This is a genomic window from Pseudomonas sp. ICMP 3272, from assembly GCF_001466905.1.
Taxonomy (GTDB): Bacteria; Pseudomonadota; Gammaproteobacteria; order Pseudomonadales; family Pseudomonadaceae; genus Aquipseudomonas; species Aquipseudomonas amygdali.
In genome coordinates this window covers 13,044-27,590 of sequence record NZ_LKEK01000035.1, presented here as the reverse complement: position 1 = coordinate 27,590, position 14,547 = coordinate 13,044, and the positions used below count along the sequence as shown (strand labels likewise).

Here is a 14,547-nt window from a genome sequence, read left to right as displayed (position 1 = left end):
TCAGGCAATGCGGGTGAGGTTCATCGCCTCGAGGGCCGTCACCAGCGCGTCCATGTCGTCGAAGGGTTTGAGATGGATACGCGGCCAACGCACACGCTCCAGATACAGTTTGCCCTCGGCATTGCGCTGCACCGGTGTGCGATGAATCCATGTGTCACGAGCGCGATGGACGATGGTCTGCAAATCGCCTTCGCCCTGTTGCACCAGAAACATTCCCGGCTTGAAGAGGCGTTGGTCAATGCTCAAGAGTCTGGCTGACTCTGGGCGCGACACTTCCATGGCCACTCGGTAATCGCCCTTGATGTAGACCTGTTCATTGGTTATGCCTCCCGTAACAAGCTCTCCCGGATCCGGTACTACGCCGGTCGATTTGCCTGGTGCCACATCAATAACCCGCAGACCGATTCCTCCTTGCAGTTCTGCAATACCGGGTACCACGCCCTGGTAGGTATTGGAATGGCTGTTGCCCACCAGCGCGATCCATTTGTGGGAACCCATCACGTCCTGATGCCTGCGGATTGTGCGCGACGCAAAGTAATTCATCATCTGCTGGCGGGTGATGGACTCTTCCCTGGCGATGCCTTTGAGGTGATAGCTGCTTGCGCAGTCGATAGCGCGGACCTCCAGGCCGTACTGCCGCGCCTTGATGATCAGTTGTTCGAAGTTGTAGACCTTGTCCGGATCGGTGTGATGCCCACGGTCCAGGATTTTCAGGTCATGCAGCAACGTTTTGCTCATCTGCCCGGTTTCGAAGAAACGATCCAGGTCCGCCTGATGCAGGTCGGTCAGCAGGTGCTCCATGTACAACGTCTTGACGTTTTGCCGCGCCAGCAATGGCAGGTTGTCGATGATCAGTTTTTTGCTCGAAACAGAAAAATGCGACTCGCCGATAACGATGCCTTCCGTGTGACGGTACAGGGTTTCAAGCAGCCCCGCCGTGCTCGTCTGTGGCTCGATGGCTGGCAATGTCGGGCGAGGTGGCAGTTGGGCTGATCTGATCGTGGCGGCGTCCTTTTGCAGATTTTTGCGGCGCTGGGCGAACGTGTTGCGAACAGTGTCGAGTTTTGTGTCTTCAAAGAAATACTCCATGTCGAGCCCTTTCCTTTCGAAGTTCGCCAATGTATGAAGCGTCGTTCTGGTATCAAGCGGCATCTCATAGGTCGCGTCGGCCAAGGATTGCTGGATCGCTGTCATCGGGCTGTCGGCAGTCCACTCTTCGGGTGGTACGCGTAGCCAGGTAGTGTTTTCGCCGTGGACAAACCCGTACTGGCCCGCCCAATGCTCGCCCTCGGCAACGGAGCCCCTCAGCTCGCGGATCAGCATGTCATCCACAGGGGTGGCGGGGGGCAGCGGAACGCCCGGCAGCGCAGGGTCGGCAAACGCGATGGTGAAGTTACAGCGAGTCGGCGTGTTTTGATGCGACCCGTCGGTACCTTCACTTATGCGGGTCGGGCGTCCTGCCGGTATGTCCTGAACATGCACACTGACGACTCCTTGCATCTCGGCAATGCCGGGCACCTGATCATGCGTCGTGGCAAGTTTCTGGTCGAGCAGCGCGACCCAGCGTTTGGAAGAGCCCGGTGCGATGTCTTGGCTGATGAGCCTGTGCCCGAAGAAGTTGCTCATTTTGCTGGCCGCTGCCGGATCATCAGCGGCGGCCAGCACCGAATGGCCGAAAAACGGGTAGCTTATCGACGAGCTGAACGGGCGCACTTCGATGCCGTGACGGTGGGCTTCCTTGATCAGGTGGTAGTAGTCGTATTCGCTGCTCGAGTTGTTCAAGGCGCCGCGATTGACGTCGTGCAGGTAGTACTTGAGCTCATGAGAGCCAGAGCGACTCTTTTTGCCCAACTGGCGATACCTGGCCAGTTTGCGCAGGTGTTTGTCGGTCAGCAGGTGTTCGATGTACAGGACCTCGACACGCTGCTCTGCCAGCAATGGCATGTTGAGCAGGAGCAGACGCTTGCTGGCTACCGACCTGGGGGCCTCGCTGAAAACCAGCCCGTTGCTGTGCGTGAAGATGTGCTCGATGAGTGTCTCGACCTTGCCGGGCAGGCCATAAGCGGGAAGTGCTGGCCTGGGCGGCGCAGAGAATCGGGCAAAAAATGCCTGAGCGTCCTGGTAGAGCTTTTCCCGAAACGCTGTAAAGGTCTGACGTACTTCCGTGAAATAGGTCTCGAAGTAGGCTTCCAGACCTGCGCCGGTCGGGTCGAAGACTTCCTTGCGGATAACGATGTCCAGATGCGCTCTCATGGTGCTTGGCATCTCATAGTCGATCAACGTGTTGAGCGAGCCTGCGGCGGCATCTTCAGGCAGTGGCCTATAGCTCCCCGGACCGTCCAGCCCGCCGCCGCGCAAGCGCCGGTCGACGACCAGCCACTGGCCCTGTTCATTCAGGCGAACCGGCTGTTTGCCGAAGAATGCGAATGGATTGGCCGGATCGATGATCTGCCAGCAGCGCAGATGCGCATCGTATTGAACCTGAAAGGTGTGATCTGACAACCTGATGTAATTTTTTCCGTTGAGTGCGTACACGCCTTTCGCGTGGCCGTCGGTGATACGTGGCACGTTATCCAGCGAAACGTCGACTGCCAGTTCGGTGCGCAACCCTGAAGGCACGCGCGCCACGGCGTTGGGCGGTGGCAGGAGCGGCTGCCAGGCACCAGCGGCTTCTCTCAGGGCGAACTGACCGGTTGCCATCGGGGGCGCCGAGGCGACGTGGGGTGCATGGAAAACTGCGGCGTGACCATGGGCGTTGGGCTTGCCGATCAGAAAAACCTGCTCCTGCAGTTCAACCGGGTACAGGTCCTCGTAACGCGGCAGCGAGGACTGGCGCTGGAACGAGCGGAGGACCGGTGGTGATTGATGACCATGCTCAAGCTGATGCAATACGCCGCCGAAGCCTTTAATGCCAACCAACAAGTCGCTGCCTGCGCCGATGCCGTTGAATAGTGCCGAGAGCATGTATGTTGCAGCGCGTTGCTGGTCGCCTTCAGTCAAGGCGGCAACTGCCTGCCCGCTGTCATGCAATGAAAGCAGGCTGCCAACCGCAAAGCTTGCCGGTGGGAACGGCAGGGTCAAGGCGGTAGCAATTATCTCGACGCTGACCTGGATCAGCCTCGCCAGCATGTCGTTACGGCCGGTGGTGGTCTCTTCCACATCACGCAACCTGCGCTCCAGCGGCCTGTTGAAACAGGTGTCGGCGAAGTCTGCAATGAATGCCTTGGGAATGACCGGAGGTTTGTTGGCCTTGCCCTGCTGCATGTCTCGGAGCAAGAACGACAAGGTTCGGCGCGCCTTGATCCGGCAGCGATCCTTGTAGTAGTCGATCATGCCGTCGCTGGCGAGCGAACGCACAAAGTCGCTGAACAGACGAAACTCGATACCGTCAGGCGCCTGCGGCGTGTAGAGCAGCGCAGCATGGCGAGTCTGTGTCGGCAGGATCACCCGGCAGCCCTGCACGGTTTCGACGTGGGTGAGCAGCGTGCTGGGAATGACCAGTTGATCTACGCCGGTCAGCCCTGAGGCAATAAACGGTTTGTCCACATGCACTTGCAGCGGGTAGAGGGGATATCGCTCGCGGGAGGCGGTGTCGTCAAGGTGGGCGTTATCCAGAGATTGTTTCAACCACGCATAGTGCGCTGCTTCGATATGACCTTTCAGCACGCTGCGCAATGCCGCTGCCTGCATCTGCAGTTGAGTGATCATCACGCTGAACTGGCGACGATAGGCATAGCCTTCGCTTTCGCTGTTCAGCAGGGTGTTTCTGATCAAGGCAATGTACTCGTCCGCCAGCCACTGGCCGCGCACCGAACCTGCAACGGCAGCAGCTGACAGCGCGCTCACGTCGATGCCTTCCGGGCCGCTGAACGTCGCGTTGGTTGCTGCGGAAGCACGCAAGGGGTCAATGCTGTCGTCATAGCCATTGAGCAGCATGTCGGTGTAGGTCAGTGTTTCGCGCTCGGTGGTGATCACGATCAGGTCGGGGTCTGCCGTGCCGGCTGGTACGTTCAGCAGCTTGCCGATTTGCTGGCTGGCACGTTGGTGTACGTAAGCCTTGAATGGCTGAACCCCGGTGTGTGGCTGCGCCTGATAGTTGTCGAGTGCTCCGCCAATGGCCTGTTCAAGGGCCAGCAGTTCCCGGCGCTGGGCGCGGCTGGCGCGCAGGTACCAGTCCGGCGTATGCCTGGCCTGTTCGGAAAGCAACACGCCGGTCTGTTCGTCGGTAAAGTGGCGCAAGGCAGACTCGCAGTCCGCATGATCAATAAATTGAATGAAGTTTTTCGAAGGCTGGGGTTTGAGTGCCAGAGCCGTCAGTTGCTCTGCCAGTGCCGCACGGGCATCCACTTCCACCTGATCGAGCAGATAGTTGACCATTGACGGCGAAGCCGCCCAGCCGACCACTTCGTGCTGCAGTTGGGTTTCAGTGTCGAAGGCTTTGAAGTGCTGCTGCCCGGGTGCATCGGTTGCAACCATGATCAGTCGCTGCGTCCGCCCCTCGGCATCCTGCTTGCGAAACACCAGCAATCTGGCCATCACGTAGCGGTCGTTGAGTTTGATCTGTTGTACACGCAATGCTGGATCGGATGCGCGCGCTGCCGGGCCGGTCAGTGCCGCGACCATGGCGAAATCCCCGGGCTGGATATGCCCCTGCATCTTCGCCGCCCAACCCTGCGCGGTCAGTCGGGTTCGTGCCAGTGCGCAGAGCATTTGCCGGTTGTGTTCTTGCTGGTAAGCCTTGCGTTGAAACTCGCCAAACTCCGCGCGCAGATCGAGCTCATCGATCACTCCGGCAAGGTAAGCCGGATTCAATGCCGAGCAGGCTGCATCAAGCGGTTTGCCATCAAGAGTGATAAAGGTGTGATCGAGAAAGTCCGAGCCTGCACTCTCGTCGTCCGGGTGCAGGCCATAGAGTGCCAGCTCGACCAGTGAGCATGTCACGCGGTAGGTCTCGCTCGTGGATGGCAGCGTGCGACGCGTGTCGATGGTCAATGCGCGCGGGTCCAGATCATGGCCCAGGTCATCGGCCAGCCGGATGCGCAAACGGGCTTCGGCAAAATGCTCTGGAGAGGCCGCGCTGCCCAGTACGCTGAGCATCGCGGCATGTGCCTCATCGTAGTGTTGCAGATGCCTGGCGTAGGTCTGCAGGTCGGCCTCGCTGGCAATCTTCATCCAGTCCGGCAGGTTTCGATGATACTGACGTTGCCTGTTGGTCAGTTCGCGCAGTTCGAGCATGCAGGCGGGGCCGAGCAGACCGCGCATGTCGATGGCCGCCTGAATCTGCGCCTGACGTGTTGCCCTGTCTTCACTGTCAGGTCGTTCGCACGCATGGCGAATGTCATTGCGCTGCTTGTTCAGCAGACGATCCAGGGCATGCCCGAAGGGGGCGGTGGTGACCGGCTGTAATTGCAGGTCTTCAGCCGTGAACGGCTCAAGGTACAGGTCGGCGTCCTGGCTGATCTTGAAGAGCAGGTCTTGATGACGCTTTTCCATCGTGTTCAGGAGAGCATCCTGCAATGTCGCTGTATTGAGCCAGCGCGCCAGGGTTGCGAGCATCAGCGCCTGCGTGGCAAAGCCCATGATGCCCAGCCCGGGCAACATCAGCAGCGTGCGTCCCTGTTCCTGGGATATCGCCAGCACGCCGGCCATTTCGACGTGTTCGTCATCGTGCAATTGCACATGCAGCGAGGCGTAAGTGAGCGCCGGGCTTTGCGGCTGATCGGGCGAGTCCGGCAGGCAGGCCAGGTAGCCACTTTCCAGGTCACGCTCGTGAATCCTGACGCTGGCTTCATAACGCAAGGCTCGCTGCAAGGCAGGTACAAGCCGGTCGCGGCGGCTTTCAGCGTTTTTCCCAGGGTCTGTCCAGTAGTCATCGGTCTGTTGCAGCAGGCTGAATATTTCCAGCTCCCGTTCAGACTCGTCGGAACCGCCAAGCGCAGTCAACAGCGCTTCGCCCGGGCCAGGCTGGGCCTTAAGCTCGATGGCCAGAAGGGTGCGCAGTTCATCGAGCCTTTTCAGTGCGGCGGAGGCGGCAGGCCAGGTATCGACAGGTGTCAGTGGTGTAGGCGTTATAGCCAAAGGGGGCAGTGTTTGTGTCATGACAGGCGTTCCATTGCGCACTTCAGGCGCTGAGGTTTGAGCGACGGCCTTCGGGCCGGCGACGATGGGCCTCAATTAATCAGAAGCAACAGGCGTCAAGTCGTAGATAGTTATTGATGCTGAGAAATAGATGTTTCCTACGCCGTCTGGCGGGCATCCCCGATGACATTTCAGCGCGTCGAGCCAATCCTTGGTCATTACGTTATAATCCCGCCCTTTAGCTGCCCTCAGCCCGCTGTGCGGGGGCACACCTTTTCTCGGGCGCGATGCGCCTGCATGCAGACTAAAGAGGCTAGACCCTAGTGGCATTGACGATCCTTGGCCTGTCCGGCGCCCTTAGCCATGATCCTTCCGCAGCGCTTTATATCGACGGCAAGCTGATAGCAGCGGCCGAAGAAGAGCGCTTCGTTCGTGACAAACACGCGAAGAACCGCATGCCCTACGAGTCGGCGAAGTTCTGTCTGGAACAGGCAGGCATCAAGCCTTCGGACGTCGACGTGGTTGCGATTCCGTTCGCCCCCATCAGCCTGTTCGGCAAGGCGCGCTGGCATTACGCCAAGCGCTACTGGTACGCCCCTGATCGCGCCCTCGACGCGCTGCTGATGGGCAACCGCCGTTACAAGCGCTACCGCAACAAGATTGTCTGGTGCCTCGAGCAACTGGGCTTCGATCCGAAAAAGATCAAGATCGAGCCGGTCGAGCACCATCTGGCTCACGCCTCCAGCGCCTACCACTGTTCCGGTTTCACCGAGAAAACCGCGATCATGGGCATCGACGGCAAGGGCGAGTACGCCACGACCTTCTTCGGCTACGGCGAAAACGGCAAGATCCACAAGATCAAGGAATTCTTCGATCCTGACTCGCTGGGCGGCCTGTATGGCGCTATCACCGAATTCCTCGGTTTCGAGATGCTCGACGGCGAATTCAAGGTTATGGGCATGGCACCGTACGGTGATGCCAGCAAGTATGATTTTTCGCGTCTGGCCACGTTCGAGAACGGCGAGCTGATCATCAATACCGAGCTGGCCAACGTCATTGGCCTGCGTCGCTATAAAGAGAACGGCAAGGGCTTTTACTTCTCGCCGAAGCTGATCGAGTGGCTCGGCCCGAAACGCGTTGGCGACGTAGCCGACGAGCCCTACATTCACTATGCCGCGAGCATGCAGGCGCTGTTCGAAAAGCTCGCGTTGCAGATGATGGACCACTACCTGGGTGACATCCTCAAGGAAACCGGCAAGATCGCTTTCGCCGGTGGCTGTGCGCTGAACGTCAAACTCAACCAGCGCATCATCGCCCGTCCTGAAGTCAAGGAGCTGTTCGTGCAGCCTGCGTCCGGCGATGCAGGTACGGCGGTCGGTGCTGCGGCTTATGTGTCCCACGCTCGCGGTGTACCGGTCGAGAAGATGGAACACGTCTACCTCGGCCCGGCGTACAGCAACGAAGACGTGATCGCGGCCTGTGCCCGTCACCCGAGCAAGCCGGTCTGGCGTCAGATCGACAATACGCCACAGCGGATTGCCGAAATCATGGTCAAGGGCAACCCGGTTGCCTGGTTCCAGGGACGCATGGAGTTCGGTCCGCGCGCACTAGGCGGTCGTTCCATCATCGGTTGCCCGAGCGTCACCGGCGTGGCCGACCGCATCAACCATCAGATCAAGTTCCGTGAGCGCTGGAGGCCTTTCTGCCCGTCGATGCTCGACACCGTCGCCCCGCAGATGATCAAGATCGATCACCCGGCACCGTTCATGACCTTCACTTTCGAAGTGGCGGAAGAGTGGAAAACCCGTGTTCCGGAAGTCGTCCATGAAGACGGCACTTCCCGTGCCCAGGTGCTCAAGCGCGAATACAACCCGCGCTACTACGACATGATGAAGGCGCTGGAAGAACTGACCGGCAATGGCGTTTCCCTGAACACCTCGCTCAACCGCCGTGGCGAACCGATGATCTGTTCGCCGACCGATGCGCTGAACATGTTCTTCGGCTCGGACCTCGAGTACCTGATCATGGAAGACATCCTGGTGGTAAAAGAGGGCGTCGAGGCTTATGACACGCTCGGTTGAACGTCACGTACTGCAGTTCTGTCACGGCTATGATGGGCCGTTTCTGGACTGCGCACGGCAATACGCCAGCCTGTTCGCCGGCAAGGGCTATCGGGTGACGACGGTGTTTCTGACCGGCGCCGCCGATCCAGATGTCGTCGCTGACTGCGGTTCGGACGAAGTGCTGTTCATGGAATACAGCTCCAGCGCCATTCGTGGCCTGAAGCTGGATGCCATCCGTGACCTGCGCAAAATTGCCGCAACGCGCTCGTTCAGCTTTTGCATCGCGCACCGCTTCAAGCCGGTGTACATCGCCCTGTTGGCGACGAAGTTGCCGGTGATCGGTGTGCATCATGCGTTCGGCGATTACCACCGGCGCAGTCGCAAGCTGTTCGCCAACCTGTTTCGCAAGCGCCTGAGCCTACTCGGTGTTTCCGATGCGGTCCGCGACGACATGCGCAGCAGCCTGCCCAAGTGGCCGGCCGAGCGCATTCAGACGTTGTACAACCGGATCGACGTCGAGCAACTGCAGGGCAGTCAGTTTTCCGCTGAAGATGCCCGCGCAGAGCTGGGTCTGTCGGCATCGGCCTGGATTGTCGCCAACGTCGGTCGCCTGCATCCCGACAAGGATCAGGCCACGCTGTTGCGCGGTTTTGCCGAGGCTCTGCCCAATCTTCCCGAGAACAGCCAGCTGGTGATTCTCGGCAAGGGCCGCCTGGAAGAAAACCTCAAGGCGCTTGCGCTGGAGCTGGGCATTGGTCCGCAGGTGCTGTTTCTTGGGCAGGTGCCTGACGCCCGCCGCTACTTCAAGGCGTTCGATGTATTCGCCCTGAGCTCTGACCACGAGCCGTTCGGCATGGTCCTTCTGGAGGCGATGGTGGCCGGTGTGCCACTGGTTGCAACGTCCTGCGGCGGCGCGAAGGAAGTGGTCGAAGACGTGGGTCTGCTGTTCCCGCTGGGTGATGTTCACAGCCTGGCGCACGGCCTGGTACACATGGCCGGTCTTGACGCCGAGCAGCGTCAGGACTGCGCCGAGCGCATGTTGCTGCGTTTGCGCGAACGCTTTTCCGATCATGCTGTGCGCGATGTCTTCTGGCGGCTGCCGCAAGTCTCCAGCCTGACGGCGGGGGCCTGATGCTCAATCGATTCAAAGGCTGGCGCGAGCGTGGCTGGGTGCAGATCGACGCGGCTGCTTACGAGCAGGCATGGCAACGGTTGGGTGGCAGCGTAGCCACTCATCCGCTGGTCGTTGCGCGCCTGTCGGCGTTTTCCGGTATTGCTGTGCGTTATCTGGCCTGGGAGCAGGGCGGCGAAGTAAAGGCAGCGATTGCCACCTGGGGGCGTTCGCTGGCGCTGTCCAAGGACGAACTCAAGCGTCACGGCAAGAAAGGCCTGTTCGATCTGGGCAACGCCGAACTGATTTTGCCGGTGGCCGACGATATTCAGGTCCCGGTCCGCCATCGTGCCCGCTATGTGTCTGCGCTCAACGAGGGCCGCATCAGCACCTTCAGGCCGCAGACCGAATCGCTGGCGATGGCGCGTACGCCCGAAGAACTGTCCAAGAAATTTCGTTACAACCAGCGTCGTGAACTTCGCTTGCTGGAGGAGGCTGGCGGCACGGTAAGACCTGTCAGCGAGTTCAGCAGCGCCGAGCTGGCGAGTATGTATTGCGATCTGTTTCAGCGTCGCTGGGGCTTTGAGGCCACCGGTGCCCGGCACAAGGCCGACGTCATCGAGCTGTTGCGTGAACTGCTGATCGGTTCGGTGGTGTTTCTCAACGATGCGCCGATTGCCATTCAACTGGTGTATCGCGTCGAAGCGCCGCAGTGGGTCAGCATCGAGTACGTCAACGGCGGTGTCGATCCCGAAACCCGGGACTTCAGCCCAGGCAGCGTGCTGAGTTTCGTCAATACCCAGTCCGCCTGGGAGAACGCCCGCGCCTTGGGCAAATCACTGCGTTTTTCCTTTGGTCGTGCCGACCGCGAGTACAAGGACCGATGGTGCAACCCCGTTCCGGTGTTCCAGATTTGAGTCGCAAGCAACAGTTGCTCAAGCGCCATCGCCGTAACAAGCGGCTGGCGTTACTGGGTGGCCTGCTGCTGTTGATTGCCATCGGCGTGTTGACGGTCTGGTGGCTGGTGCCGCTCGTGGCTGTTTGCGCATGGGTCGCCCATGAAGCCTGGTTTGCCGATCATCTGTTTTATTCACCCACCGACGACTATCAGTACAGTTTTCCGGCCGACAGCGAAGTACCAGGCGTCCGCCTGGACGGCGGCACGTTGTTGATCGACCCCGCCGTGCAACTGACCGGCGACGAAACATTGATACTGGCACTGACCGTAAAAAGCACCTGGCTGGGACGTTTTCTCGACCCGGTCGTGGAACTGCAGGGGCAAGCCTTGAGTGACCGGCAGGCCTTCGAGCGTGGCGTCTGCGGCGTGCGTTATCTGAACCTGACCGGGCTTGGCGAGCCGCTGGCCGCGGGTGCCCTGCAACTGCGCGGTCGTTTCTGTCGTCTTGCCCGTACACCGCGCCTCTGGCTGTTTCGTCAGCCGGATGCGCGAAAGCAGCGTGTCATGGTTATCGCACCGCATGCCGACGATGCCGAACTCGCCGCGTTCGGGCTTTACAGCCAGGCCGAGGAAGCCTGGATTGTGACGCTGACTGCTGGCGAGATCGAGGCCGAACATTATCGCCAGATGGGCATGCAGCGCGCCGAAGCTGCGCGCATGAAAGGCCGCTTGCGCGCCTGGGACAGCATCGCCGTCGCCCGTTGGGGTGGTGTGCCTGAGTCGCACTGTGTGCAGTTGGGTTATTTCTGCCTGCAGTTACCCGCCATGCAGGCCGCGCCGGATACGCCGGTCGCCTCGCGTGAGGCGGACCTGACCGATACGCGGTTGTTTCGCCAGTTCAATACGCTGCCATTGCCCGGCGATGACGGCCAGCCGACCTGGAATAATCTGCTCGCCGACCTGCGCGCACTGCTCCTCAAGGCCAGGCCGCAGGTTATTGTCATGCCGCACCCGGCCATCGATCCGCATCCTGACCATGTCTGTGCCCAGGCAGCCGTGCGTGAAGCGCTGGCCGGTCTTGAATGGCAGCCAGACGTGGTGCTCGGTTACGCCAACCACTTGCACGACAACGACCGCTGGCCAATGGGCGATGCCTACAGTGGCATCAGCCTGCCGCCGGTATTCGATGCCAGTCTGCCGCTGGTGCCGTACAGCCTGCACTTATCGGTTGCGGCCCAACGCGACAAGGCGATGGCGCTGGGTATGATGCATGACCTGTTGCCACCGATGCCGTTCAAACGCCGTGTGCGCCGTGCGCTGCAACGCGTTCTGGCCGGTCGCCACTGGCCGGCCGAAGGCGAAAACGAATTCTTCCGCAAAGCTGTGCGACGACACGAGTTGTTCTGGCGCAGCCGTGACATCTGATTCAGCAGGCGCAGTACTGCAAGGAAAACCATGAAAGTTCTACTTCTGGTCCAGAAAGAGCAGCGTGCGATTCTGGACCGTCTCTATGACGGCATCGCGGCACACTGCGAATGCGACGTGCGCTGGCTGAGTTCCGGGGAGCAGCGCAACCTGCGTGGCTATTTCCGCCGCGAGGTGGACGTCAGCCGTTATGACCGGATCGTGTTTTTCCTGCGCTTCAAGCAGGAAGTGCGTCAGGTAGGGTTCATCCGCACGATCCCCAATCTGGTCATCCTCGAACACGATGCCTACCAGAACTACATTCCTTGCAAATACACCGGCAAGTTCAGTGCGCACTATCGCAAGCTGCCTTGGGCGCGGGTGATCTGCTCGGGGTTCATGGTCAGCGAGCGTCTGCGCCAGGAAGGCTTCGACGCGGTGTTCGTGCCCAAGGGCTATGACCAGAGCCTGTTGCAATTGCAGGCGCGTGAACGTGACATCGAACTGGCCTTCGTTGGCAGTACCAACAGTGTGGCCTACAGCGGCCGCAAGGCGCTGCTGGATGAGTTGGGGCAGGTCGAGAATCTGCTCGTCACGCGTACCAAGTCCGGGGAAGAGTATTGCGACACCCTTAACCGTATCCGCTTTTTCGTCAGTGCCGATGTCGGCATGGGCGAGTACATGATCAAGAATTTCGAGGCCATGGCCTGCGGTTGCGTGCTGCTGGCCTTCGACCAGGGCGCTGAAGAAAACCGCGCGCTGGGCTTTGTCGACATGCACAACATCGTGCTCTATCGCGACATTCCCCAGCTTCGTGAAAAGCTGGCGAAGTTGCGCGAAAACACCGCTCTGGCCAGCGAAATATCCTGTAATGGGCAGACTTTGGTCGAAGAACGCTTTACATTCCATGCCCTTGGAAAAGCCATCGTGGACGCAATGCATTCGCCGTTGCGCAGCATGCCGGCGATGAGCTGGCTCGATCGCCTGCGGTCACGCTTGGGATGGTAAGGAATTATGAATATTCAATGATTGGGAACGAATGATGGTATTCAGCGAAAACAGCGACATTACGCTGGTCGTCACCAGTTGTGGTCGATTCGACTTGTTGAAGAGCACCCTGGAAACGTTCGACCGTTTCAATACCGCGCCCATACGCCATGTGCTGATTACCGAAGATTCGGGTGATGCTCAGGTTCAGGCCTGCATTCCCGAACACTGGCGCCCGCATACACGTTTCATTATCAACAACCCCAAGCTGGGGCAGATGCGCTCTGTCGATGCGGCCTATTCGTTGGTCGAGACATCCTGGGTTTTCCATTGCGAGGATGACTGGGATTTCTACCGCCCGCACTTCATTGAAGAATCAATGACGCTGCTCAAGCACGATCCTCAGGCATTGCAAGTCTGGTTGCGCAGCTACAATCATGATCTGCGTATTCACAGCCCCTATGTCTATTTGAACGAGCGTGAAGTGGTCGAAGGTATCCCGTTTTACAAACTGGGTTCGCACAAGCCGGAGTGGCAAGGGTTTTCCTTCAATCCCGGGCTGCGCCGTCTGGCTGATTACCAGCAGCATGCGCCGTATGCCGGGCATGGTGGCGAGAAGAAACTTTCACAATTATTTGCCGCGCAAAACCGTTACGCTCTGATCCTGGAAAATGATGCCGTATTGCACACCGGGTTCGGTGAGCATGTGGTGGTGCCGCAGGAGCGGCTCGACAAACAGCGTCGCAAGCGTCGTGATCGCGTCAAGCTGATCATCGCTGTGCTCGCTGGTCTGGTAACAGGTTGGTTGCTCAATAATGTCAGTTGACCGAATCAAAATCCCCAGTAGCAAAGTACAGACGTATTTCACCGTAGCGATTGTTGTCTTTCTGCTGAGTTTTATTCTTAACCCGTCAGCCAAGATCACCAACAATCTGTTTTACGCATTCACCGCCTTGCCGGGCTTGTTCTTCTTGATCAAGTACCGTGGCGCCAGGGTGTTTGCAGAACCGCTGGGCATAGCCTGGGCTGTATTCATGGCGTGCTTTCTGGTGCCGGCGCTGCAAGCGCAGGAGTTCCAGTATTACAAGCACATTGTCTACGTCAGCCTGTTTGTCTTTGTCGTGGCCGGGATTACGGAAAACGGTTTCTTCCGGCGCGGTTTGTTCGTGCGAGGCATGTTCTGGGCCATCTGCCTGTACATCCTGCTCGGCAGCATTTATAGCTGGGTGACCGGAAAATTCGAGTTCGGTCAGCGTGTGGCCATTCTTCCGGCACGTATGGAGAATGTGATCTACACCAGCGCCTGGCTGGTTTGCAGCCTCGCCCTGGCACTGCCGCTATGGGCCAGAGAACGGCGCTGGATTGAAGCGGTGTGTGCTGTTCTTGTTACTCTGGTGTTAACGGCCTTTGTCGTCCAGACCCGCACCGCGCTGGTGGGTTGCGCGGTTCTGTTCGCCGTCTGCAGCGCCTATGCGCTGTACCGTTTTCCATTGCGCACGATAGTCGCCTTGTTGGCGCTGGGCGTCGTTGCGGCGGCAGCCTTCTGGTTCGTCAAGGATGAACAGTGGGTCGCCCTGCTGATGGTCAGAGGGGATTCCTACCGCATCGAGCTGTTTGAAATCATGACCGGTGAATGGCGTCGCTGCGGCTGGGTGCTCGGCTGTGGTGTCGATTTCTACACGACCCAGACCCTGACGGGCGGCATACCGATCCAGCACCCGCACAATATTTTCGTGTCGCTGGGCCTGTACACCGGCGCCGCTTCGCTGGTGATGTTTCTGGTTGTTATGGCGATGACGCTGTGGAACGCCTTGCGCAACGGCGATGCCTGGGGTCTCTACCTGGTGTGCGCGCTGGTCATGCTTAACTTCGACGGCGGCCAGTTGGTCGGTAACCCGGATGAGCTCTGGGTGCTGGTGTTGTTACCGGCAACGATGGTGCTGGGCCGTATTGTGCAGGCGCATCGGCTCCGGCAGCTGCAGTAAGATAAAAAATGGCCGCTTCGA

8 protein-coding genes are annotated in these 14,547 nt (G+C 59.4%); 7 read left to right on the top strand and 1 reads right to left on the bottom strand.

Features of this window, described 5'->3' with window-relative positions:
- Nucleotides 1–6,099, bottom strand: a complete 6,099-nt coding sequence (locus AO068_RS03965; protein ID WP_058407711.1) for a membrane-targeted effector domain-containing toxin — start codon at nt 6,097–6,099, stop codon at nt 1–3.
- Nucleotides 6,100–6,401: 302 nt separating this feature from the next.
- Between AO068_RS03965 and AO068_RS03960 the strand changes: the two genes are divergently transcribed.
- Genes AO068_RS03960 through AO068_RS03930 form a run of 7 tightly spaced genes read left to right on the top strand, consistent with a single transcriptional unit; the run spans nt 6,402 to nt 14,526 of the window.
- Nucleotides 6,402–8,159: a carbamoyltransferase family protein gene (locus AO068_RS03960; RefSeq protein ID WP_002551776.1), complete on the top strand. Its 1,758-nt coding sequence runs from the start codon at nt 6,402–6,404 to the stop codon at nt 8,157–8,159.
- The gene (locus tag AO068_RS03955) at nt 8,143–9,273 is read left to right on the top strand and encodes a glycosyltransferase (RefSeq protein WP_058407710.1); all 1,131 of its coding nucleotides are present in this window, start codon (nt 8,143–8,145) and stop codon (nt 9,271–9,273) included. Before AO068_RS03960 ends, AO068_RS03955 begins: the two co-directional genes overlap by 17 nt.
- Nucleotides 9,273–10,169: an antimicrobial resistance protein Mig-14 gene (locus AO068_RS03950; protein WP_058407709.1), complete on the top strand. Its 897-nt coding sequence runs from the start codon at nt 9,273–9,275 to the stop codon at nt 10,167–10,169. Before AO068_RS03955 ends, AO068_RS03950 begins: the two co-directional genes overlap by 1 nt.
- Nucleotides 10,166–11,575, top strand: coding sequence for a PIG-L deacetylase family protein (locus AO068_RS03945; protein ID WP_058407708.1), 1,410 nt, complete (start codon nt 10,166–10,168; stop codon nt 11,573–11,575). The genes AO068_RS03950 and AO068_RS03945 overlap by 4 nt, the downstream gene beginning before the upstream one ends.
- Nucleotides 11,576–11,605: 30 nt before the next feature.
- Nucleotides 11,606–12,562: a glycosyltransferase family protein gene (locus AO068_RS03940; protein ID WP_058407707.1), complete on the top strand. Its 957-nt coding sequence runs from the start codon at nt 11,606–11,608 to the stop codon at nt 12,560–12,562.
- A 31-nt stretch (nt 12,563–12,593) separates the two neighbouring features.
- Nucleotides 12,594–13,367: a hypothetical protein gene (locus tag AO068_RS03935; protein ID WP_058399884.1), complete on the top strand. Its 774-nt coding sequence runs from the start codon at nt 12,594–12,596 to the stop codon at nt 13,365–13,367.
- Complete coding sequence (locus tag AO068_RS03930; RefSeq protein WP_058407706.1) at nt 13,357–14,526, top strand: hypothetical protein; 1,170 nt, start codon at nt 13,357–13,359, stop codon at nt 14,524–14,526. The genes AO068_RS03935 and AO068_RS03930 overlap by 11 nt, the downstream gene beginning before the upstream one ends.
- The last annotated feature ends 21 nt before the right edge of the window (nt 14,527–14,547 follow it).